Annotated in this window: 15 protein-coding genes and 16 tRNA genes; 1 reads left to right on the plus strand and 30 read right to left on the minus strand. The window is 51.9% G+C overall.

Annotation, left to right across the window (positions count from 1 at the left end; translation table 11 throughout):
* Positions 1-102 precede the first annotated feature (102 nt).
* The 29 genes from luxS to ACSF8W_RS15000 form a co-directional block, all read right to left on the minus strand.
* Positions 103-621, minus strand: coding sequence for an S-ribosylhomocysteine lyase (gene luxS / locus ACSF8W_RS14860; protein ID WP_428479383.1), 519 nt, complete (start codon positions 619-621; stop codon positions 103-105).
* Between the two features lie 152 nt (positions 622-773).
* Positions 774-1,400 carry a transglycosylase SLT domain-containing protein gene (locus ACSF8W_RS14865; protein WP_500848045.1) on the minus strand — a complete coding sequence of 209 codons (627 nt, stop codon included), beginning with the start codon at positions 1,398-1,400 and terminating at the stop codon, positions 774-776.
* A gap of 110 nt (positions 1,401-1,510) precedes the next feature.
* Positions 1,511-3,076 carry a glutamate--cysteine ligase gene (gene gshA / locus ACSF8W_RS14870; RefSeq protein WP_500848234.1) on the minus strand — a complete coding sequence of 522 codons (1,566 nt, stop codon included), beginning with the start codon at positions 3,074-3,076 and terminating at the stop codon, positions 1,511-1,513.
* 191 nt (positions 3,077-3,267) lie between these two features.
* The gene (locus ACSF8W_RS14875) at positions 3,268-6,132 is read right to left on the minus strand and encodes a M16 family metallopeptidase (RefSeq protein ID WP_500848046.1); all 2,865 of its coding nucleotides are present in this window, start codon (positions 6,130-6,132) and stop codon (positions 3,268-3,270) included.
* An 11-nt stretch (positions 6,133-6,143) separates the two neighbouring features.
* Entirely contained in the window at positions 6,144-6,575 is a 432-nt protein-coding gene (locus tag ACSF8W_RS14880; protein WP_500848047.1) for a YqaA family protein, read from the minus strand.
* Between the two features lie 170 nt (positions 6,576-6,745).
* Positions 6,746-7,879 (minus strand): sodium ion-translocating decarboxylase subunit beta, encoded by a 1,134-nt coding sequence (locus ACSF8W_RS14885; RefSeq protein ID WP_500848048.1) that lies wholly within the window; start codon positions 7,877-7,879, stop codon positions 6,746-6,748.
* A gap of 9 nt (positions 7,880-7,888) precedes the next feature.
* Positions 7,889-9,679, minus strand: coding sequence for a sodium-extruding oxaloacetate decarboxylase subunit alpha (gene oadA, locus ACSF8W_RS14890; RefSeq protein ID WP_500848049.1), 1,791 nt, complete (start codon positions 9,677-9,679; stop codon positions 7,889-7,891).
* A gap of 75 nt (positions 9,680-9,754) precedes the next feature.
* A complete protein-coding gene (locus ACSF8W_RS14895; protein ID WP_500848050.1) occupies positions 9,755-10,006 on the minus strand; it encodes an oxaloacetate decarboxylase subunit gamma in 252 nt (83 codons plus the stop codon).
* Between the two features lie 488 nt (positions 10,007-10,494).
* Positions 10,495-10,571: transfer RNA gene (locus tag ACSF8W_RS14900), tRNA-Arg, on the minus strand.
* A 50-nt stretch (positions 10,572-10,621) separates the two neighbouring features.
* A tRNA-Arg gene (locus ACSF8W_RS14905) sits at positions 10,622-10,698 on the minus strand.
* A gap of 50 nt (positions 10,699-10,748) precedes the next feature.
* Positions 10,749-10,825: transfer RNA gene (locus tag ACSF8W_RS14910), tRNA-Arg, on the minus strand.
* Positions 10,826-10,875: 50 nt separating this feature from the next.
* Positions 10,876-10,952 (minus strand) — tRNA-Arg (locus tag ACSF8W_RS14915).
* A 50-nt stretch (positions 10,953-11,002) separates the two neighbouring features.
* Positions 11,003-11,079: transfer RNA gene (locus ACSF8W_RS14920), tRNA-Arg, on the minus strand.
* A gap of 50 nt (positions 11,080-11,129) precedes the next feature.
* Positions 11,130-11,206 (minus strand) — tRNA-Arg (locus ACSF8W_RS14925).
* 50 nt (positions 11,207-11,256) lie between these two features.
* Positions 11,257-11,333, minus strand: a tRNA-Arg gene (locus ACSF8W_RS14930).
* Between the two features lie 50 nt (positions 11,334-11,383).
* A tRNA-Arg gene (locus ACSF8W_RS14935) sits at positions 11,384-11,460 on the minus strand.
* A 50-nt stretch (positions 11,461-11,510) separates the two neighbouring features.
* Positions 11,511-11,587, minus strand: a tRNA-Arg gene (locus ACSF8W_RS14940).
* 117 nt (positions 11,588-11,704) lie between these two features.
* Positions 11,705-11,781: transfer RNA gene (locus tag ACSF8W_RS14945), tRNA-Arg, on the minus strand.
* Positions 11,782-11,872: 91 nt separating this feature from the next.
* Positions 11,873-11,965, minus strand: a tRNA-Ser gene (locus ACSF8W_RS14950).
* A 10-nt stretch (positions 11,966-11,975) separates the two neighbouring features.
* Positions 11,976-12,052 (minus strand) — tRNA-Arg (locus ACSF8W_RS14955).
* Between the two features lie 53 nt (positions 12,053-12,105).
* Positions 12,106-12,182: transfer RNA gene (locus tag ACSF8W_RS14960), tRNA-Arg, on the minus strand.
* A 36-nt stretch (positions 12,183-12,218) separates the two neighbouring features.
* Positions 12,219-12,311: transfer RNA gene (locus tag ACSF8W_RS14965), tRNA-Ser, on the minus strand.
* Between the two features lie 10 nt (positions 12,312-12,321).
* Positions 12,322-12,398 (minus strand) — tRNA-Arg (locus tag ACSF8W_RS14970).
* Positions 12,399-12,434: 36 nt separating this feature from the next.
* Positions 12,435-12,527: transfer RNA gene (locus ACSF8W_RS14975), tRNA-Ser, on the minus strand.
* 209 nt (positions 12,528-12,736) lie between these two features.
* The gene (gene csrA, locus ACSF8W_RS14980; protein ID WP_036818084.1) at positions 12,737-12,934 is read right to left on the minus strand and encodes a carbon storage regulator CsrA; all 198 of its coding nucleotides are present in this window, start codon (positions 12,932-12,934) and stop codon (positions 12,737-12,739) included.
* Positions 12,935-13,019: 85 nt separating this feature from the next.
* Complete coding sequence (locus ACSF8W_RS14985; RefSeq protein ID WP_500848051.1) at positions 13,020-14,198, minus strand: aspartate kinase; 1,179 nt, start codon at positions 14,196-14,198, stop codon at positions 13,020-13,022.
* A 15-nt stretch (positions 14,199-14,213) separates the two neighbouring features.
* Complete coding sequence (gene alaS, locus ACSF8W_RS14990; RefSeq protein ID WP_500848052.1) at positions 14,214-16,838, minus strand: alanine--tRNA ligase; 2,625 nt, start codon at positions 16,836-16,838, stop codon at positions 14,214-14,216.
* 362 nt (positions 16,839-17,200) lie between these two features.
* Complete coding sequence (gene recA, locus ACSF8W_RS14995; RefSeq protein ID WP_500848053.1) at positions 17,201-18,259, minus strand: recombinase RecA; 1,059 nt, start codon at positions 18,257-18,259, stop codon at positions 17,201-17,203.
* A gap of 134 nt (positions 18,260-18,393) precedes the next feature.
* The gene (locus tag ACSF8W_RS15000) at positions 18,394-18,879 is read right to left on the minus strand and encodes a CinA family protein (RefSeq protein ID WP_500848054.1); all 486 of its coding nucleotides are present in this window, start codon (positions 18,877-18,879) and stop codon (positions 18,394-18,396) included.
* A gap of 305 nt (positions 18,880-19,184) precedes the next feature.
* On the opposite strand from ACSF8W_RS15000, the gene mutS reads away from it, so the two are divergent.
* Entirely contained in the window at positions 19,185-21,740 is a 2,556-nt protein-coding gene (mutS, locus tag ACSF8W_RS15005) for a DNA mismatch repair protein MutS (protein WP_500848055.1), read from the plus strand.
* A 106-nt stretch (positions 21,741-21,846) separates the two neighbouring features.
* Here mutS and rpoS read toward each other — a convergent pair whose 3' ends face one another.
* The gene (gene rpoS, locus ACSF8W_RS15010) at positions 21,847-22,839 is read right to left on the minus strand and encodes an RNA polymerase sigma factor RpoS (protein WP_500848056.1); all 993 of its coding nucleotides are present in this window, start codon (positions 22,837-22,839) and stop codon (positions 21,847-21,849) included.
* Positions 22,840-22,883: the final 44 nt, after the last annotated feature.

Raw genomic sequence — 22,883 nt, forward strand, 5'->3', positions numbered from 1 at the left:
GCATAAAAAGCCGGCATTTCACGCCGGCTTTGTTTTGTCTGTCACTCAGGGCGCCCCCGTGTATGTTACACATGCTTTTTCACACGGGCTTTTTCACACAAGCTATTTCACATTCAGGGTTTGCAGCAACTCAGCGGGTAACGCCAAGTCGTCGTTTTGATTCACGCTGATCCCTTGGTCAAGAATGGCCTGTGCGATGGCTTGGGCTTCTTGCAACGAGTGCATACTGTACGTCCCACATTGGTATTCGTTCAGTTCAGGGATTTGATCTTGCGAGGCCACCTTGAGCACATCTTCCATCGCGGCCAACCAGCCGTCCGCCACTTGCTGCTCCGTCGGCGTGCCAATTAAGCTCATGTAGAAACCGGTACGACAGCCCATTGGGGAAATGTCGATGATCTCAACCTGATCGGAATTGACATGATCGCGCATGAAGCCGGCGTACAGGTGCTCGAGGGTATGGATCCCGCGCTCACTCAGGATATCCGCATTGGGGCGGCAAAAGCGCAGGTCAAATACAGTGATGGTGTCCCCTTTAGGGGTTTGCATCGTCTTGGCTACGCGCACAGCGGGCGCATGCATACGGGTGTGGTCGACGGTAAAACTGTCTAATAGCGGCATTGCTTCCTTACTCCTTGGCCTGCTCATGCACCGGTCGCGCATCCCACGTGACCGATACTGTCATGAGTGTTGTTGTTCCTCAACCTTATACCAAGGTGCACAAACACGGCAAGTTTCGCCCGGTTTACGCACCGTTGTCTGATGTGGCCATCTTAAAATGGCCACCAGCTGCGGTTATCTTCCAGCTCCTTGCGGCATTGCTTGAGCTGCCAACCGTAATCTTTGGCTTGTTGTTCGACGCGACGGGAAATTTTCAGTAACTGGGGTTTCCCTTTGTATGTGCCGCGCTGATAGCCACCGCGTCCATCGTGATACGCCAGATACTGGTTATACGCATCCCATTTAGAGATCCCCAGCTGCCGTTGGGTTTCTGCGGTGTACCAACCCACAAACATCATCGCATCGGCGAAATCGGTACGCGAACCACCATTGCCGGTCGCTTTTTGGTAATCTTCCCACGCAGGATCCTGCGCTTGGGCATAGCCATAAGCACTACTCACGCGCCCCCATGGAATAAAACCCAGCACATATTTTTTCGGTGGGCGGGCATCGTGGCGAAAACTGCTTTCTTGTTTGATAAACGCCATGGCGACCTGCATCGGAGTGCCCCATTCGTCCTGCATATCTACCGACGCTTCGTACCAATCCGGGTATTCACGGTAGATCTCACACAAGTTCGATTGTTGTTTCGGCGGTGCAGTCGCACAGCCAGACAGGGCAACGGCTGCGAGGAAGAGAAAAAGCAAGCGGGAAAAAAATTGCGGATTTTTTGCAACCATGGAACCAATCACCATCCTTGCGGTCATAAAGAAGGACAGGCTGCTAAACAGCAGCCTCTCATCCCTGCGAAATTTCTTCTGGGCAGCACGGTCGCTGCCCATTTTTTTGTCTATCGAATATCCGCAAAGTAATCATCAAGAAACGCATCAAACGACAGCGTATCAGCCTGTTCAATCTGCTGCTGCTTCACTAATGATTCTTTTGCTTCTTGTTCAAACTGTGCCACCGAGTAAAAACGGAACGGTGACGTCGCGAGCGTGTCTGCATGGGCTTGCGCCAACCCTTTACCCACCGCACCAATACCTTGCTGGTCAAGGATCTCTGTCAGCAATTGTGCTGATAACGTCAGTGACGGATCATCGATCCACGTTTGCAAACGGGCAATGGTCTGCTGGTAAGCGTCATTGCCTGCCGCGGCATCCATCACTTGTGCCACTTCCAGCAACTCAGTGAAGACACTTGAGCCCCACTGTTGCAACGTCAAACGTTCGCCGTTACAGCCAATGGTCAACTCAAGCTCAGGGTTACGCCCATCAAGCACGACACGGTTCCAGTTATGGCGCCAACACGCCAGCTCTGCATCGTCCATATCCGCCGACGGTGACAACACGGCCCACGTCAGGAACACATCCAAAAATCGCACCTGATCCGCCGTGATCCCTACCGGGCTAAACGGGTTCACATCCAATGAGCGCACTTCAATGTATTCCACACCGCCACGGCTTAACGCCTCAGACGGTTTTTCACCACGCCCGGTGACACGTTTAGGACGAATAGGCGCGTACAGTTCATTCTCTATTTGTAGCACATTGGCATTTAGCTGACGGTACTCGCCGTCTTCTTTCACACCGATTTCAGCAAAGGTGTCTGATGGCGTACGGATCGCACGGCGTACCCCATCAAGGTATTGATCCAAGCTGTTAAAGCCGATCTTCAGGGCGCTTTGCTCATGGTTGGTGTAACCCAGATCGCTCAAACGTAAAGCGGTGGCATTCGACAAGAAATGCGTGCCCTTGCCCACTTGCTTAAACGGCAAATCCGTCCCACTTTCTTCGAGGAACGATCCGCACAATGCCGGTGAAGCACCAAACAAATACGGGATCAGCCAACCGAAACGGTAGTAGTTTCGGATCAACGCGAAGTACGCATCCGAGACAGAAGCCTGACGCGATTCAGGAGATTGCTCACCAAACAGTTGATCCCAGAAGGTATCCGGGAATGAGAAATTGAAGTGAACCCCAGAAATCACCTGCATCACACTGCCGTAGCGGTGCTTCAGGCCTTCACGGTACAGGGTTTTCATGCGACCGGTGTTTGAGGTGCCGTACTGTGCCAGCACGATATCGTCTTCGCAGCCAACAAAACACGGCATCGACATCGGCCAAAGCTGTTCACCGTGTAGTTGGGAATAGGTGAATTGATGAATATCATTGAGCTGTGACAGCAAGTCATCCACAGTGTGGGAGACAGGCGTAATAAACTCTAGCAGCGACTCAGCAAAATCTGTCGTGATCCATTTATTCGTCAGTGCCGAACCTAAGCCGACAGGATGCGGTGCTGTCGATAACTGCCCATTTTGCGTCATACGCAGTGCTTCACGCTCAAGACCACGACCAAGCTGGGTCAGTGCGTCAGGATTTGCAGCGATCTGCTGCAATCTTTGTGAAAAGTTCATCACGGTGATACTCAATCATTAACAACTCAGTGACGTAGAGTAATCATTATTGTTAATGAATGCCACGATTATTACGTCGAAACACTTTTACCCAGCAGAAACAATCACCGCCAAAAAGTGCGGAAAAAAGAAAGCCGGCACTAGGCCGGCTTAATCACTGTGTTGAATATACTTTTTCCGCGTTTTTTCCCTTATTGGATCGGCTGTAAATCCCGCACAGGCAGTCCCATCGCCGTAAACTGAGGCGTCAGACTTTTTGCATCCCCGACCACAATGATCTGGTAATCCGCCGGATTAAACCATTTTGCCGCCAACGCATCGATCCGATCTTTACTGATCGACGCAGCGATGGCATTACGGGTTTCAACAAAGTTCTCCGGCAAATCGTACATTAAGATCTGCCCCAACAATTTGGCTTTCTTGCTTGGCGTTTCGTAGTTTAAAGCATCCTTCTGCCCGACCGCTAAACGCATAAAGGCTAACTCTTTCTCCGTCACGCCTTCCGTCGCCATCGCGTTCAATTCCGCCAAGAACTCCTTCACGGATGGCACACTGGCATCCGCCCTGACTTGGGCATAGTACGCCGATACACCCACTTCTTTACCGCCACTCTGATAACCGCCTGCACCGTAGGTGTAGCCTTTATCTTCACGCAAATTCAGGTTAATGCGGCTGTTAAAGTTACCGCCCAAGTTAAAGTTCGCCAGTTGGGTTTCATACAATTCACCCGTCGCATCATACGGCAGGCCCTGACGCACCAAGCGGATCACCGTTTGAGGCGCGCCCGGCTTGTCCACCATCCACACGGTCTGCTTGGGTAAGGTCGGTAACGTCGGTGTCTGGTAAGTGGGCGCAGGCATACCTTGCCAGGTTGCCAATGCGGACAAACGCGGTGTCAATGCGGCTTGATCGATATCGCCAATCACCACCATATCCGCCCCGTTCGGGGTGTAATAACGGTGGTAGAAGGCCTTCACATCGTCCAAGGTGATCGACGCTAACGTGGCTTTGGTCCCTTCCGGTGGCAAGCTGAATGAGGTACCGCTGAACAACACTTCGCGGGTAGCCTGACTGGCCAACCATGCCGGGTTTTGATGTTCATAGATGATCCCTTCCAGTGCCTGCTTTTTCAGACGATCAAAGTCCGCCTGATGGAACCCCGGCTGGAACAGTTGCTCTTCCAAAATCGCCAAGGTTTCTGGCAGGTTTTTAGTCAATGCGGTCAGTGAAATGACCGTACCGTACTGCCCCGCACTGAAGCTGACCGTACTGCCTAAGGTATCAAGGCGGGAGGATAACGCTTCTGCACTCGTGGTTTTCGTTGCTTCCCCCATCATGCTTGCGGTCAATTGCGCCAAGCCGGCTTTACCCGCAGGTTCAAAACGGCGGCCTGCCGGTACCACTAACTGCAACTCAATGGTCGGGGTTTCTTGATACTGGGTGCCCAGCACGCTAATGCCGTTGGCCAACTCAAACTGGTACAGCGCTGGCATCACCGCTTCAACCGGTGAAGAAGGCTGTGGCATCACGGAACGATCAAAGTTATCAACCGGCTCACGTAATTGCTGTGCAATTTCCGCTTCTGACAATTTGGTATACGCCGGAATCACACGCTCTGCAGGGGTAAAGTTTGGCGTGGCAGCTTGCATCGCTGTTTTTCCCTTCGGTATCACACTCAAGCTCACACTTGGGTGACCATTCAGGTACTGCGCATAAGCCTGCTCTATGCTTTGTGGTGTAACCGCACGTAAGTTCCCCAGCTCGGTGCTGAGATAACCCGGATCATTAAAGAAGGTTTCATACGCCGCCAATTGTGACACTTTGCCACTGACACTTTGCAAGCCAAAAATCGCACTGGCTTCCACCATGCCTTTGAGTTCATTGACCGATTGCGTACTCACACCTTGCTGTTCCAAATCGCCCAGCACACCGGTCACTTTACTGCGCAGGGAGCGTAAATCCCCTTTATCGCCACTTTCACCGATCGCATAAACGTACATAGTACAGGCCAGTTCCGCACAATCATGGAAGGCGCCGGCATCGACCACATCACCGGTTTTCACCAAGTTTTGGTACATCAGGCTATTCTTACCGCCCCCGATCACTCGGGCCAGCATGTCGAGTGATGCTTCGTCTTTCGCCCCGTTATAGGAAGTCGGCCATGCCATCAGTAGCATCGGCTGCTGAACGTTATCTTCCAGCGTCAGGTACAAATCGTGATCCAAGGTCACCGGTTGCTTTGCGGCTTTTTCCACTTCCGGTCCACGCGGGATCGAACCGAAGTATTTGTTTACCCACGCCAGTGTTTCCGCTGGATTAATGTCACCACCGATGGTCAGCGTGGCATTGTTCGGACCGTACCAGCGTAAGAAGAAGGCTTTCAGATCGTTCACATCCACGCGATCCAAATCCGCCACATACCCGATCGGCTGCCAAGAATACGGGTGGGTACGCGGGAATAAGGCTTCGCCCATACGCTCATACATCAAACCATAAGGTCGGTTTTCATAACGTTGAGCGCGCTCATTTTTCACAGTGGAACGCTGTATTTCAAATTTCTTCTGCGACACAGCACCCAGCAAAAAGCCCATGCGATCGGCTTCTAGCCACAACATTTTTTCCAGCTGATTGGCCGGAACCGTTTCAAAGTAATTCGTACGGTCACGGTTAGTGGTCCCGTTCATGGTCCCACCGGCTTCGGTGATCAAACGGAAGTGTTCTTGATCACCCACATGCTCGGAGCCCTGAAACATCATGTGTTCAAAGAAGTGAGCAAAGCCTGACTTCCCTAACTGCTCACGGGCCGAGCCGACGTGGTAGGTCACATCCACATGCACCAAAGGATCGGAGTGATCTTCGTGCAGCACCACGGTTAAGCCGTTGGCGAGGGTGTATTTCGAATACGGGATCACCGGCGTGTCCAATGATGCCCCTGCTTTCACCTGTTCGACCAAGGTTACCCCTTCCGGTAACGAGGACGATAGGCCCTGTTGCGACTGAAACTGGCTACAACCTGCCAATGAGATCAGCGCCATCCCCACTATCCACTTTTGCACAAATGCCTTCCTTATAGTAAACCCTGAACCAGCATCGCCAACACCGCATAACGGGCCGCTTTACCGAGCAAAATCAATAGCATGCTCAGCCAGTGATGCATGCGCAGCCACCCTGCCGCTAGACACAACGGATCACCAATGATCGGTAACCAACTGAAAAGCAGCGACCAGTAGCCGTATTTTTTTAGCCATAATAATGCTTTATGACCGTGTTTTTCGTGAGAAGTTTTATTGGGTAACCAGCGACCTATCCAATAGTTGGTCATGCCCCCCAAGGTATTCCCTAGCGTAGCAATGGCCACGACTAACCAAACAGGGTGATCCCCAACGGACAGTGCCGCCACCAAGCTGGCTTCTGAGCCCCCTGGCAATAACGTCGCACTCAATACCCCGGTGCTAAACAGCACCCACAGTGCGGCATCCCCTTGAAATAACTCTAGCATTGTTCTGGTTTTCTCTACGCGGCTTTCCCGCATTCCGATCGGTAAACCGTGGGGTAACACACGCCACCCCACTATTGAAAGGGCACTACAATAACGTATTTGACTGAAAAAAAAACGGGTAGCACGATGGCTACCCGTTTCAATATGTATCCAATGATGACGAAGCGGGATTAGCCGCCCACCAATGCCAGCAGAATACCGGCTGCGACCGCAGACCCCAGTACCCCAGCCACGTTCGGGCCCATGGCATGCATCAATAGGAAGTTTTGCGGGTTGGCATCCAAGCCCACTTTGTTCACCACACGCGCTGCCATTGGTACCGCAGAAACACCCGCCGCACCGATCAATGGGTTAATGTCTTCTTTGCTGTAGCGGTTGAGCAATTTCGCCATTAACACGCCACCGCCCGTACCGACACTGAACGCCACGGCACCCAGTACCAAGATCCCCAGCGTTTCCATCTGTAGGAACTGATCGGCGGCCAGTTTCGAGCCGACCCCCAGACCCAACATGATGGTCACGATGTTAATCAATTCGTTCTGTACCGTGTTAGACAGACGATCTACCACGCCTGATTCACGCATTAAGTTACCCAGACAGAACATCCCAACCAGCGGCGTCGCCGTTGGCAAGAACAAGATCGTCATCAGTAACACCGCCAATGGGAACAAGATTTTCTCTGTCTTGCTCACATCACGCAGCTGCTTCATCTGGATCTTACGCTCTTCCGGTGTGGTGAGCGCTTTCATGATTGGCGGCTGAATGATCGGCACCAATGCCATGTAGCTGTAAGCGGCAACGGCAATGGCCCCAAGCAAATCCGGCGACAGCTTACTGGCGAGGAAAATCGCCGTTGGGCCATCCGCGCCCCCGATAATCGCAATCGAGGATGCATCCGCTAAGGTAAATTCCATCCCTGGGATCACGTTGAGGAAAATCGCCCCGAACAAGGTAAAGAAGATACCAAATTGCGCGGCCGCCCCCAGCAACAGAGTCTTCGGGTTCGCGATTAACGCCCCGAAGTCCGTCATGGCGCCGACCCCCATGAAGATCAATAAGGGAAAAATACCCGTCTCGATCCCAACATAGTAGATGTAGTACAGCAGCCCGCCCGGATCCGTGAAACCCGCATTGGGAATGTTTGCCAAAATGGCACCGAACCCCATCGGTAACAGCAACAGCGGTTCAAAGCCTTTTTTGATTGCTAAGAACAATAAGCCGGCACCCACCAACATCATAATGATTTGGCCGAGCTCAAAGTGCGCAATCCCGGTTTCATTCCAGAGTGTTAATAAACCTTCCATGGATCCCTCTTACGTCAAGCTCAAAATCGGTGAGCCTACAGTGACAGAGTCCCCTTCTTTCACCAGCAGATCTTGTACGATACCGCTACGCGCCGCACGGATCTCGGTTTCCATCTTCATCGCTTCAAGGATAACCAATACATCTCCTTCAGAGACTTGATGACCCGGCTGCACATTAATTTTGAAGATATTACCCGCCAACGGTGCAGGGATCGCTTCAGCGCTACTGGCCACGGGTGCCGGCGCAGCGGCCACAGGGGCAGAGGCTGCCGCAACGGAAGCAAGTTCGCCTTCCGGCCCGACTTCCACGTTGTACACTTGGCCATTCACTTTCACGCTGTAGGCTTCAATCCCGCCCGCTTTCGCCACAGGAGCGGCGGCTGCCGATACCGGCGCTTTCACGTTTGGCTCGGTGCCTGGTGCCGGTTCAAAGGCGGCGGCATTGTCACGGTTTTTCAGGAAGTTAAGCCCTACCTGAGGGAACAGCGCATACGTCAATACGTCATCCACTTGCGCATCGGCCAAACGGATGTTGTCTGCCTTGGCCTTCGCCAACAGCTCATCGGTCAGGGTATGCAATTCGGCTTTCAACAAATCAGCCGGACGACATGTTACCGGAGACGCACCGTCTAGCACGCGCGCTTGCAGCTCTGCATTCACAGGGGCCGGTGCCGCACCGTATTCACCTTTAAGGATACCGGCGGTTTCTTTACTGATGCTCTTGTAACGCTCGCCAGTCAGCACGTTAATCACGGCTTGTGTGCCGACAATCTGTGAGGTTGGCGTCACCAATGGAATGAAGCCCAGATCTTCACGTACGCGTGGAATTTCTTCCAACACTTCATCAAAACGATCTGACGCGCCTTGCTCTTTCAACTGGCTTTCCATATTTGTCAGCATGCCGCCCGGTACTTGCGCCGTTAAAATACGTGCATCAACCCCTTTCAGGCTGCCTTCAAACTTGGCGTACTTCTTACGTACCTGACGGAAGTAAGTGGCGATCGGCTCCAGTTTCTGCAGATCCAACTGCGTATCACGCGCGGTACCTTGCAGCATTGCAATCACGGTTTCCGTCGGGGTATGACCATAGGTTTGGCTCATAGAAGAAATGGATGTATCGAGAATATCAATCCCTGCTTCGACGGCTTTCACGGCCGTTGCCGCAGAAAGACCGGTCGTGGCATGGCAATGCAGCGCCAATGGTACATCACACGAGGCTTTAATCCGCGTGATCAGCTCTTCCGCTTCATACGGCTTAAGCAAACCGGCCATGTCTTTGATACACAAAGAGTGACAGCCTAAGTCTTCAAGGCGCTTGGCCAAATCCACCCAAGTGTCTGCATTGTGAACAGGGCTGGTCGTGTACGACAGCGTTCCCTGAGCATGCGCACCCACGTCGACCGTGGCTTTTACGGCTTTTTCAAAGTTGCGCACATCGTTCATCGCATCAAAGATACGGAACACATCCATCCCGTTATGATGGGCACGCTCAACAAATTTTTCGACCACGTCATCCGCGTAGTGACGGTAGCCGAGGAGATTCTGCCCGCGCAGTAACATTTGCATCGGGGTTTTCGGCATGGCTTGCTTTAGCAAACGCAGGCGTTCCCACGGATCTTCACCCAGGTAACGGATACAGGCATCAAATGTTGCGCCCCCCCAGGTCTCAAGAGACCAATAACCAATATCGTCCAACTGCGCCGCAATGGGCAGCATATCGTCAATACGTAGGCGAGTCGCAAAGAGAGACTGATGGGCATCACGTAACACAACGTCAGTGATCGCTAAAGGCTTGGACATGCTCACAAACTCCTTGTAGAAATAACATCCTAAAAATCACAAAAAAATCAATGACGGGGAAAATCCCCCACCGATTTAGGCATTTTGCCGACGGTATTGATGTACAGCAGCAGAGATCGCCGCAACGATTTCAGGCTGAACGCCATTGTGATTCACGGCGGTTGAGGATGGCTTGTTGGCCACTGGGGCTGGCGGTGCATCTTTCGGTGCAAACTTTGCCAACAACGTAACGAGATAGATCAGGATACTGAGAAACAGAAAGACCACGACCATACCGGTGACCATGATAGTTGCTGCTTCCCACAACAAAGGGCCTAAATCTGCCATAATGCTTCCTTTCATTTATTTTTGTGACTGGCGCGTTAACAATTATCATGACACGTAAAATTATGTCAATATGATTAACAACAACGCAAATAGTGCCGACAATTTAACCTATTTTTGCGTATTTGGTAGTACTTTTACGAAATAAGCGGAAAAATCCGGACAGAGCACACGATTCATTGCTTGTTACACGCGAGCCCCTCTCACTCATACCGACCTAAAACCAGAGATACTGGGCGTTGCCAGCGATCATGTTCCGCTTACGTAAACGGAATGCGGAGAGTTGATGTGACTAAAATAAAGCAGAAAGCTGGGATGTTATGAGGTGAGTATCACAGTCGGTTAATTATGCAGCGCTCAATCGGCCATAATTCGATCTTGTCGACAAAATGACCAATCTATCATCTTAGCGGGAAAAGCTTTGAGGAAGCGATGTGAGGCGAAATTGCAGGCATAAAAAAAGCCCAGCCGAAGCTGAGCTTTTTAAATGATGGTGCGCGCGGGAGGATTCGAACCTCCGACCGCCTGGTTCGTAGCCAGGTACTCTATCCAGCTGAGCTACGCGCGCACTAAATCGGTGTAACAGCAATAAGCATTGAGGCTTATCACTTTAAATAATGGTGCGCGCGGGAGGATTCGAACCTCCGACCGCCTGGTTCGTAGCCAGGTACTCTATCCAGCTGAGCTACGCGCGCACTAAATCGGTGTAACAGCAATAAGCATTGAGGCTTATCACTTTAAATAATGGTGCGCGCGGGAGGATTCGAACCTCCGACCGCCTGGTTCGTAGCCAGGTACTCTATCCAGCTGAGCTACGCGCGCACTAAATCGGTGTAACAGTAACAAGCATTGAGGCTTATCACTTTAAATAATGGTGCGCGCGGGAGGATTCGAACCTCCGACCGCCTGGTTCGTAGCCAGGTACTCTATCCAGCTGAGCTACGCGCGCACTAAATCGGTGTAACAGCAACAAGCATTGAGGCTTATCACTTTAAATAATGGTGCGCGCGGGAGGATTCGAACCTCCGACCGCCTGGTTCGTAGCCAGGTACTCTATCCAGCTGAGCTACGCGCGCACTAAATCGGTGTAACAGCAACAAGCATTGAGGCTTATCACTTTAAATAATGGTGCGCGCGGGAGGATTCGAACCTCCGACCGCCTGGTTCGTAGCCAGGTACTCTATCCAGCTGAGCTACGCGCGCACTAAATCGGTGTAACAGTAACAAGCATTGAGGCTTATCACTTTAAATAATGGTGCGCGCGGGAGGATTCGAACCTCCGACCGCCTGGTTCGTAGCCAGGTACTCTATCCAGCTGAGCTACGCGCGCACTAAATCGGTGTAACAGTAACAAGCATTGAGGCTCATCACTTTAAATAATGGTGCGCGCGGGAGGATTCGAACCTCCGACCGCCTGGTTCGTAGCCAGGTACTCTATCCAGCTGAGCTACGCGCGCACTAAATCGGTGTAACAGTAACAAGCATTGAGGCTCATCACTTTAAATAATGGTGCGCGCGGGAGGATTCGAACCTCCGACCGCCTGGTTCGTAGCCAGGTACTCTATCCAGCTGAGCTACGCGCGCACTGATGTGTTGCTATGTTCTCTTGGAAAACATCAAATTGTTTTGTTAGGAAAACACCTAACGGCCAATGCGTTTCCGTATTGGCTTCAGTAACAATCCATTGATACCTAAGAGAAGTGGTGCGCGCGGGAGGATTCGAACCTCCGACCGCCTGGTTCGTAGCCAGGTACTCTATCCAGCTGAGCTACGCGCGCACTGTGTGTTGCTGTGTCTTCCTGCTAGGAAAGACAGTTTGCATTAACAAGATTATTTCACATCATGTGACAGATCTTATCAAGCAAATAATGGCGGTGAAGGAGGGATTCGAACCCTCGATACGGTATTAAGCCGTATACTCCCTTAGCAGGGGAGCGCCTTCAGCCTCTCGGCCACCTCACCGCAAATTAGATGGTGCGCGCGGGAGGATTCGAACCTCCGACCGCCTGGTTCGTAGCCAGGTACTCTATCCAGCTGAGCTACGCGCGCACTAATTCGGTGTTGCAACAACAAGCTAAGTTATAGCTCATCGCTTTAAATGATGGTGCGCGCGGGAGGATTCGAACCTCCGACCGCCTGGTTCGTAGCCAGGTACTCTATCCAGCTGAGCTACGCGCGCACTGTTTGTTTCCGTATTCTTTTTGCTAAGAAAGAATGGCGGTGAAGGAGGGATTCGAACCCTCGATACGGTATTAAGCCGTATACTCCCTTAGCAGGGGAGCGCCTTCAGCCTCTCGGCCACCTCACCGTAAATCTGATGGTGCGCGCGGGAGGATTCGAACCTCCGACCGCCTGGTTCGTAGCCAGGTACTCTATCCAGCTGAGCTACGCGCGCACTATTTTGTTTCCGCTTATCCTCTCGAAGAAAGGATGGCGGTGAAGGAGGGATTCGAACCCTCGATACGGTATTAAGCCGTATACTCCCTTAGCAGGGGAGCGCCTTCAGCCTCTCGGCCACCTCACCGTCTTGCGGGGGCCCATATTACTGACAGGCAAAAATAAGTCAAACATTTTATTGTGAAAAAATGACACTTACGACACGGATGCGCACTTAATGGCCAATACGGCAATTTACCAAGCATAACAACCGAGTATTCCGTCACTTTCCCTTATTTTTACGACAGCAAACCGGACAATTAAAAAAGGCCAGCCCATTGGCTGACCTTCTTCAAATTAGTAGTTACCAGAACCCTGGGAACCCGTTTCTTTTTCTGCTTGAATGCGCATGTAGATTTCTTCGCGGTGCACAGAAACTTCTTTAGGTGCATTTACACCGATACGGACTTGGTTACCTTTCACACCAAGTACAGTAACAGTTACTTCATCACCGATCATTAGCGTTTCGCCTACGCGGCGTGTCAAAATTAGCATTCGTGTGCTCCTTGAGTAATCTCAGCTTTATAAGAGTTAACGTTGGCGTATCCAACAATTTTTACATTTCGTAAAAGCTCACTGATCAAGAAACAGCGAGAATTGTTCGATTATCCAGACTTTCGGCGTCAACCACAAACTTTTTGTGGATGCCATCAACCGCTAACTGCTGATCCACACTATTAATCAAGATAGATAAACAGCGTTTGGATTGTTTTTGTTGATAAATTGTCAGCCCCATCTCTGCCATCATGGCCTGCAATGCGTCACGCAACGGACTAACGTGTTCGCCCACCAATGACAAGGTAGATACCCCTGCCACCGTGATCGTCGGGACATGCATCCCCCACTTCAGTCGCGCCAGCTCATCATTGGCCACCACAACAAGTGTGGCATCACTGTCATCAGCATAGCACCATGCATCCAAGCCTAACAGCGTCAGCCGCTCTCTGACCGCGTGAAACGGGGCATCGATACGGACTAATAACTGCTGGCTCATCACGGCGACACCGACGGCCGTCTGTGACGATGAGACAGAAAAGTCGACAAGTGTGCCCTCTCCTTCTTCGAAGGACGACAACACACGTAAAGGAACCTGATGCGATTGAGCATATTCAACCGACTGTAATTGTAGCACTTTTGCACCAAAACGTGCCATTGTCGTCATATCATCGAAATGAATCGACGACAAACGGCGAGCGGTCGTCACTAACCGAGGGTCCGTGGTATACACCCCGTCGACATCGGTAAAGATCTGACACTCGTCCGCGCGCAACGCACTCGCAATCGCGACTGCGGTAGTGTCTGAGCCGCCGCGCCCCAAGGTCGTGATGTTGTTACCGCTATCACGCCCTTGAAAGCCAGCCACAACAACAATGTGGCCAGCGTTCAACAGAGGCGTCAGGTTATCAGTGTCTACCTGCATGATGCTGGCATTATTAAATGCATTATCCGTTCGGATGGTGACTTGATCCGCCGTCATTGACGTCGCACGGAAACCGCGCTTGTTCAATGCCATCGCCAATAACGCGATCGTGACCTGTTCCCCTGTTGATAACAGGACGTCCAGCTCACGCTGATCAGGAACGTCATCCACCTGTTTAGCCAAACCCAATAAACGGTTTGTTTCGCCCGCCATTGCGGACACGACCACGACAATTTGATGACCTTGCTGGCGCGCTTGAATCACGCGCTCAGCAACCGCTTCAATGCGTTCGATATCCCCTACCGATGTGCCACCAAATTTCTGCACCAATAGTGCCACTGCACCTCTCCACTCTTACAGTTTGTCAGCCAACCAAGGAGCAACCGATTCTAGTGCAGCTGGCAATGCCGCTGCATCGGTACCACCCGCTTGTGCCATATCAGGACGACCACCGCCCTTACCGCCAACTTGTAGCGCCACAAGATTAACCAGATCACCAGCTTTTACTTTGCCGATCAGATCTTTGGTTACGCCCGCGATAAGACCCACTTTGCCTTCGCTGACGTTACCCAGTACAACCACACCGCTACCCATCTGGTTCTTCAGTTCGTCAACCATGCCACGTAGGGCTTTGTTGTCCGCACCGTCCAGTTTCGCGATCAAGACTTTCACGCCGTTGATCTCTTGCGCCTGGTTGATCAGATCAGCACTTTCTTGTGCCGCTAGCTTGTCTTTTAGCTGCTGGATTTCTTTTTCCAACTGCTTGCTGTGTGCAACCAGTGCGCTCACTTTTGTTGCCACAGACGCCGCGTCAGATTTCACTAGGCTTGCTGTTTCTGCCAGTAGTGCTTCTTGTGCGTGCAGGGCTGCGATTGCCGCTTCGCCCGTTACCGCTTCGATACGACGTACGCCTGCCGCGATACCGCCTTCAGAAACGATCTTAAACAGACCGATGTCACCGGTGTTCGCCGCATGGATACCACCACACAGTTCTACCGAGAAATCACCCATGCTCAGTACGCGTACTTCGTCATCGTATTTTTCGCCAAACAGCGCCATAGCGCCTTTTTCTTTGGCTGATTCGATGTCCATGATGTCCGTGCTGATCGCGTGGTTACGGCGGATTTGCTCGTTCACGACACGCTCAACTTCACGCAGTTCTTCTGGCTTCACCGCTTCTAGGTGAGAGAAGTCAAAACGCAGGCCATCGGCTTTTACCAATGAACCTTTCTGTGCCACGTGCTCACCCAATAGGTTGCGCAGTGCAGCATGCATCAGGTGTGTTGCTGAGTGGTTTAGGCTCACCGCGGCACGACGTGCAGCATCTACCGTTGCCATCAACTTGTCACCCACGCTCAAGCTGCCTTCAGACACCTGACCTTTGTGACCAATGGCCGCGCCGAATTTCTGGGTATCTGCAACATTGAACTGTACACCTTGTGCGTTTAGCACACCGGTATCACCACACTGACCGCCTGACTCGGCGTAGAATGGGGTGTTGTCCAGAACAACCAGCACGTCTTCACCGGCATTAACGCCGTCAACTTGCTCGCCATCACGGTACAGGGCAACCACCGTTGCTTCACCGGTCGTCGCGTTGTAGCCACAGAATGCGGTTTCTGCATCGACTTTGATTGCGTTGTTGTAGTCCACACCGAACTGACCCGCTTCACGTGCACGCTGACGCTGTGATTCCATTGCATCGTTGAAGCCTTCTTCATCGATAGAGAAACCACGCTCACGCGCTACATCGTTGGTCAAATCAGCAGGGAAACCGTATGTGTCGTACAGTTTGAATACCGTTTCGCCGTCAAGCATGTTGCCGTCTAGGTTATCTAGCGCTTCAGCCAGAATATCCATGCCGCGATCAAGCGTACGACCGAAGTTTTCTTCTTCGATTTTCAGTACTTTCTCAACCAATTCTTGCTGTTTTTTCAGCTCTGCGCCTGCGCTGCCCATCACGTCAGCCAGTGGACCCACCAACTTGTAGAAGTAAGAGCCTTTCGCACCCAGCTTGTTACCATGACGTACGGCACGACGAATAATACGACGTAACACGTAACCACGGCCTTCGTTTGACGGCATCACGCCATCGGCGATCAAGAACGCACATGAACGGATGTGGTCAGCCACAACGCGTAGTGACTGGTTGCTAAGATCGTCAAACCCGATCACCGCCGCCGCTTCTTTGATCAAGCGCTGGAAGATGTCGATTTCGTAGTTTGAGTGCACACCCTGCATGATCGCAGAGATACGCTCGATACCCATACCGGTATCTACTGATGGCTTAGGTAGCGGTTCCATAGTGCCGTCTGCGTGACGGTTGAACTGCATAAATACGTTGTTCCAGATCTCGATGAAACGGTCGCCGTCTTCATCAGGAGAGCCCGGAGGACCACCGGCAATGTGTGCGCCATGGTCGTAGAAAATTTCAGTACATGGACCACATGGACCCGTATCACCCATCTGCCAGAAGTTGTCAGACTCAAACGCCTTACCGCCTTCTTTATCACCGATACGGATGATACGTTCAGCCGGAATGCCAACCGCTTTGTTCCAAATGTCGAAAGCTTCGTCATCGGTTTGGTAAACCGTGACAAGCAAACGATCTTTTGGCAGCTGAAGCACCTCAGTCAGGAATTCCCAAGCAAATGAGATGGCATCTTCTTTGAAGTAATCACCAAAGCTGAAGTTACCCAGCATTTCAAAGAAAGTGTGGTGACGCGCGGTGAAACCCACGTTTTCCAAATCGTTGTGCTTACCGCCAGCACGTACACAACGCTGTGCGGTTGTCGCACGCGTGTAGGCACGCTTTTCAAGGCCTAGGAAGCAATCTTTAAATTGGTTCATCCCTGCGTTAGTAAATAGCAAGGTTGGATCGTTGTGTGGCACTAACGATGAACTCTCTACGATTTGGTGTCCTTTGCTTTCAAAGAACTTGAGGAACGCGTTACGTACCTCATCAGTGCTCATGTACATTGGCAATTCCTGAATAATGCTTTTCTGTAAACTGAATAGTCGAATTTGGTGATTTTCCCATCACCTATTGCTTCCTCCCGCCCAAGGTAGGACGCACGGGGAAGACAGTGATTGAACTAACATAAATTCTTTGAAGGTTATTGTAAAACAACGGCAGGCAATACGGGAAACGTTATGTTGAGAAATGGGGCAATTTCAGCTCACGGATTGTGCAGCACATCGCTACAAGGGGCGGACGTATTGCCTTGGCGAAAACCCCAAAGGCCACCATTTAGCATGGCAACGAACGCCTTAACGGCGTTGAGCATAAATAACACATACAAAAAAGCCCTGCTTAGCAGGGCTCTTGGGAAGGCGAGAAATTAGAACTCTTCGTCTTCGGCATCCATTTCTTTCAGGCTTGGCTCGCTACCCGCCGCCGCATCATGCTCAGGGTTATTCAGCAGCAAATCACGCAGTGACTTTTCAATTTCTGCTGCGATAGCCGGGTTTTCAGCAAGGTATTTACAAGAGTTTGCTTTACCTTGGCCGATCTTATCGCCTTTGTAGCTGTACCATGCGCCCGCTTTTTCAATGAACTTGTGCTTCACACCCAAGTCAATCAGCTCGCCATTACGGTTAAAGCCCAAGCCGTACAAAATTTGGGTTTCCGCTTGTTTAAACGGTGCCGCAATCTTGTTTTTCACCACTTTGATGCGCGTTTCGTTACCCACCACTTCGTCGCCTTCTTTCACCGCACCCGTACGACGAATATCAAGACGTACAGAGGCGTAGAACTTCAGCGCATTACCACCTGTGGTGGTTTCTGGGTTACCAAACATCACACCGATCTTCATACGGATCTGGTTGATGAAGATACACATACAGTTTGACTGCTTCAGGTTACCGGTCAATTTACGCATTGCCTGCGACAACATACGTGCCTGCAGACCCATGTGTGAATCACCCATTTCACCTTCGATTTCTGCCTTCGGTGTTAGCGCGGCAACGGAGTCAACCACCAGAATATCCACGGCGCCAGAACGCGCTAGGGCGTCAGCGATTTCCAATGCTTGTTCGCCGGTATCTGGCTGAGAAACCAATAGCTGGTCAATATCTACGCCCAATTTTTTCGCGTAGATTGGGTCAAGGGCGTGCTCAGCATCAATGAAGGCACAGGTTTTGCCTTGACGCTGTGCAGCGGCAATCACTTCTAGCGTTAGTGTGGTTTTACCTGATGATTCCGGACCGTAAATTTCAACGATACGGCCCATTGGCAGGCCACCCGCACCCAAGGCGATATCCAACGATAACGAACCAGTAGACACGGTCTCAACATCCATTGTGCGGTTATCGCCCAACTTCATGATCGAGCCTTTACCGAATTGTTTTTCAATTTGACCTAATGCGGCGGCAAGTGCCTTCTGCTTATTGTCGTCCATTCGACTCTCCCAAGGATGCTGAATTAATGCTTAGATTAAGTACTGATAATGATGACTAGTATACTGTCTATTCATACAGTGTCTAGCACTGGATAAAACTTTTTTCTTCGGACATCGTTTGTTGTTGATCACTCTCACGCTTTTGCGACGGTATCCACACGCTGGATCACCCCGTTCAACGCGGCTTCAATCGCCTGCTGACGCACGGCGTGGCGATCACCGTGAAAGTGGTAACAGCGCGCACACAGCCAGCCCGTATGATCCGCCCACGCGAGCCACACCGTCCCCACCGGTTTGGCCTCACTGCCGCCCCCTGGCCCCGCAATGCCACTGACAGCGACACTGATATGGGCTAACGAATGCGCCAAAGCCCCACGCGCCATCTCATGCACCACCGCTTCACTGACCGCCCCATGTTCATTGAGAGTATGCGCGGCAACGCCGAGCATGTCCTGCTTCGCGTCATTGCTATAGGTAATAAAGGCCCGGTCAAACCATGCCGAGCTGCCGGCCACCTCGGTGATCGCACTCGCGATCCCGCCACCGGTACACGATTCCGCCGTGGCTGCTACCCATTGCTGGCGAGCCAATCGCTGGCCAAGTTGCACTGCAAGTTCCATCGCTGTCTTCCTGTTATTCATCACCGATGACACACCCATCGACGGCATGTGTCCTTATGGGCTTATACCTTACTCTGCACCGCTTCAAGGAGCAACGGAGACGCAAGGACACGCCCATGGCGATCACCGTCAACATGCCCTTTATTCTGCGATCAAAAATCCTTCTCGGCTCTTTGCCCCACGCAGCGATTCACGTATCCTAAGCGGTCAGAAATTTCCCCGGACATGGCGGCGCGCCAGCGACCCGACCGGCACTACGAGCAGGCAAAATCGTGACCATAAAAGGCATAGAAAAGCACACACCTATGATGCAGCAGTTTTTACGGATCAAGGCCGAAAACCCTGATATCCTGCTGTTTTACCGCATGGGTGACTTCTACGAATTATTCTTTGATGACGCCAAACGCGCTTCCCAACTTCTCGATATCTCGTTGACCAAACGCGGTGCCTCTAACGGTGAGCCTATCCCGATGGCAGGCGTGCCGTATCACTCTATCGAAGGCTACCTGGCGAAATTGGTACAACAAGGGGTATCGGCGGCAATCTGTGAGCAAATTGGCGATCCCGCGACAAGCAAAGGGCCGGTAGAGCGTAAAGTGGTGCGCATTATTACCCCAGGCACCGTCAGCGATGAAGCCCTGCTCAATGAACGTCACGATAACCTGATCGCTGCGATCTACCAGCACGGCAATGCCTTCGGCTATGCCACGTTGGATATCACCTCTGGCCGCTTCATGCTCACCGAGCCAGAAACGGAAGAAGCGATGCAGGCAGAACTGCAACGCACCAGCCCGGCGGAACTGCTGTACCCGGAAGATTTTGCCCTGCCCGGCCTGCTGCAACACATCAAAGGCAGCCGCCGTCGTCCGGTGTGGGAATTTGATCTCGACACCGCACGTCAACAATTGACAATGCAATTTGGTACCCGCGATTTAGTCGGCTTCGGGGTTGAAAACGCGGAACGTGGCCTGTGTGCTGCCGGTTGTTTGCTGCAGTACGTGAAAGACACCCAGCGTACAGCTCTGCCGCATATTCGCGCCATTACCCAAGACACCAAAGATCACGCCGTCATTTTGGATGCCGCCACCCGTCGTAATTTGGAACTAACGCAAAACCTGTCCGGCGGCTTTGACAACACCTTGGCCTCGGTACTGGATCACACTGCGACCCCAATGGGTAGCCGCTTACTGAAACGCTGGCTGCATCAGCCTATTCGCGATCAAAAACAGCTTAACGGCCGTTTAGATGCCATCAGTGCCTTTAAAGATACGGGCCTGTTTTTGGATCTGGCTGGCGTATTACGCCACATGGGCGATCTGGAACGTATTCTTGCTCGTCTTGCGCTGCGTTCTGCCCGCCCACGCGATTTAGCCCGTATGCGTACCGCCCTGCAACACTTACCGGAAGTCAGCGAACTACTGAGCGACATCAGCCAACCGCGCATTGGTCAGCTCGCTCAAGCAGCGGCACCGATGGACGATCTGTGTGAACTACTGGAACGTGCCATCATGGAAAACCCGCCTGTGGTGATCCGTGACGGTGGCGTGTTGGCTACGGGGTATAACGCGGAGTTGGATGAATGGCGCGACTTGGCTGACGGGGCGACCAAGTTCCTTGATGAACTGGAAGCGAGTGAGCGTGAGCGCCACGACATCGACAGCCTGAAAGTGGGCTTCAACCAAGTACACGGTTTCTTCATTCAGGTCAGCCGCGGCCAAAGCCATTTAGTGCCAAGCCACTATGTGCGTCGTCAAACGCTGAAAAATGCGGAACGTTACATCATTCCGGAATTGAAAGCACACGAAGACAAAGTGCTGAACTCTAAATCTAAGGCCTTGGCTTTAGAGAAGAAACTGTGGGATGAGCTGTTTGACCTGCTGTTACCGCACCTTGAGCAGCTACAAAATGCCGCCAGTGCGCTGTCAGAATTGGATGTATTGGCGAACTTGGCTGAGCGTGCCGATACCCTTAACTACTGCCGTCCAGAGTTGGTGGAACAACCGGGTATTACGATCAGTGCCGGTCGTCACCCCGTGGTTGAGCAAGTATTGAGTGAGCCGTTTATCGCTAACCCGATTTCGCTGCATCAAGATCGTCGTATGCTGATCATCACCGGTCCAAACATGGGTGGTAAATCGACCTACATGCGTCAAACGGCGTTGATCGCGCTGCTGGCGCACGTCGGTTCCTTTGTACCGGCTGAAGCGGTGAAGATCGGCCCATTAGATCGCATTTTCACCCGTATCGGTGCATCGGATGATCTGGCCTCTGGCCGCTCGACCTTCATGGTCGAGATGACCGAAACCGCTAACATCCTGCACAACGCGACAAAGCACAGCTTGGTGTTGATGGATGAAATTGGTCGTGGCACCAGTACGTATGACGGTCTGTCACTGGCGTGGGCCAGTGCCGAATGGCTGGCAGAGAAAATCGCCGCCATGACGTTATTTGCCACACACTATTTCGAGTTGACTGAACTGCCATCGTTGATTGACGGTCTTGCCAATGTTCACTTGGATGCGGTTGAGCACGGCGACGAGATCGCCTTCATGCACGCGGTACAAGAAGGCGCAGCCAGCAAGTCTTACGGCTTGGCGGTCGCCAGCCTGGCGGGTGTACCTAAACCTGTGATCAAGCGTGCCAAATTCAAACTGCAGCAGTTGGAAGCCAGTGGCCACCAGCAAGCCGTTGCACCACAAGCCGGCACGCTCAGCACCACAGCCGTGCCACGGGTTGAGAACCAACTGAGTTTGATCCCGGAGCCTAGCGAAGTGGAAGAAGCACTGGCCAAAGTCAATCCCGATGAAATGACCCCACGTCAGGCATTGGATGAGCTGTATCGCCTGAAAGCGTTGTTGTAATACCGGCGCAAATTCACGCCCAAAACAAAAAAGGTTGATGCGAGGCATCAACCTTTTTTATCTCATTTCACCCAGAAAAGGCATAACTGCAAAAAGGAAGGGGGGATCAGAGCTGCTCTTGATTGAACAAGGATTCGATACTCAACCCTTGATGGGTCAGCATGTCACGCAGACGACGCAAGCCTTCTACCTGAATTTGACGCACCCGCTCACGGGTCAGGCCAATCTCACGCCCCACATCTTCCAACGTCGAAGCTTCATAGCCGAGTAAACCAAACCGGCGAGCCAGCACTTCGCGCTGTTTCGGGTTCAATTCTTTCAGCCAATGCACAATCGACAGTTTGATGTCATCGTCTTGGGTTGAGGTTTCAGGGCCTCCGCTTTTTTCATCAGGAATGATATCCAGCAGGGCTTTTTCGGAATCGCCACCAATAGGGTTATCCACCGAGCCGACACGCTCATTCAGGCGCAGCATACGGTTTACGTCATCAACGGACTTATCCAGTTTGAAAGCGATGTCTTCAGCGGTGGGTTCATGATCGAGTTTTTGTGCCAGCTCACGGGCGGTGCGCAGATACACATTGAGCTCTTTAACGACATGGATAGGTAAACGGATGGTGCGGGTTTGATTCATGATGGCCCGTTCAATGGTTTGACGGATCCACCAAGTGGCATAAGTAGAGAAACGGAAACCACGCTCAGGGTCGAACTTTTCCACCGCGCGGATCAGGCCAAGATTACCCTCTTCCACTAAGTCCAGTAATGCCAAACCGCGATTACTGTAACGGCGGGATATTTTCACCACCAAACGTAGATTACTCTCAATCATACGTTTACGGGCCACTTCATCCCCCCGCAGTGCACGGCGGGCGTACAGCACTTCTTCTTCGGCGGTGAGTAATGGGGAAAAACCGATTTCCCCCAAATACAGCTGCGTCGCATCTAAGGCTTTTTGCGGTGTGCCAAATTGAGACATATCGACATCATCATCAAGGGTCTCTGTACTTTCCGCTTTGGCCTCGGTGCTCCCCGCGTCAATCTCCATTTCCTGTTCTACATCGAAATCATCAATCTCTGTAGCAGTATTGCTTCTACTCATAGCGCCTCCCAGATGGCGAGTTAGCAAGACATTACAACTTTACT

This window comes from Photobacterium sp. 270122K (assembly GCF_059941365.1).

Excerpts from the sequence above, each read along its gene's own strand:
- csrA (WP_036818084.1), bottom strand. The coding sequence starts at position 12,934 with ATGCTAATTTTGACACGCCGCGTAGGCGAAACGCTAATGATCGGTGAT.
- alaS (WP_500848052.1), bottom strand. The coding sequence starts at position 16,838 with ATGTACATGAGCACTGATGAGGTACGTAACGCGTTCCTCAAGTTCTTT.
- gshA (WP_500848234.1), bottom strand. The coding sequence starts at position 3,076 with ATGAACTTTTCACAAAGATTGCAGCAGATCGCTGCAAATCCTGACGCA.
- ACSF8W_RS14865 (WP_500848045.1), bottom strand. The coding sequence starts at position 1,400 with ATGGTTGCAAAAAATCCGCAATTTTTTTCCCGCTTGCTTTTTCTCTTC.
- recA (WP_500848053.1), bottom strand. The coding sequence starts at position 18,259 with ATGGACGACAATAAGCAGAAGGCACTTGCCGCCGCATTAGGTCAAATT.
- ACSF8W_RS14895 (WP_500848050.1), bottom strand. The coding sequence starts at position 10,006 with ATGGCAGATTTAGGCCCTTTGTTGTGGGAAGCAGCAACTATCATGGTC.
- mutS (WP_500848055.1), top strand. The coding sequence starts at position 19,185 with ATGATGCAGCAGTTTTTACGGATCAAGGCCGAAAACCCTGATATCCTG.
- luxS (WP_428479383.1), bottom strand. The coding sequence starts at position 621 with ATGCCGCTATTAGACAGTTTTACCGTCGACCACACCCGTATGCATGCG.
- rpoS (WP_500848056.1), bottom strand. The coding sequence starts at position 22,839 with ATGAGTAGAAGCAATACTGCTACAGAGATTGATGATTTCGATGTAGAA.
- ACSF8W_RS14880 (WP_500848047.1), bottom strand. The coding sequence starts at position 6,575 with ATGCTAGAGTTATTTCAAGGGGATGCCGCACTGTGGGTGCTGTTTAGC.
- ACSF8W_RS14885 (WP_500848048.1), bottom strand. The coding sequence starts at position 7,879 with ATGGAAGGTTTATTAACACTCTGGAATGAAACCGGGATTGCGCACTTT.
- oadA (WP_500848049.1), bottom strand. The coding sequence starts at position 9,679 with ATGTCCAAGCCTTTAGCGATCACTGACGTTGTGTTACGTGATGCCCAT.
- ACSF8W_RS15000 (WP_500848054.1), bottom strand. The coding sequence starts at position 18,879 with ATGGAACTTGCAGTGCAACTTGGCCAGCGATTGGCTCGCCAGCAATGG.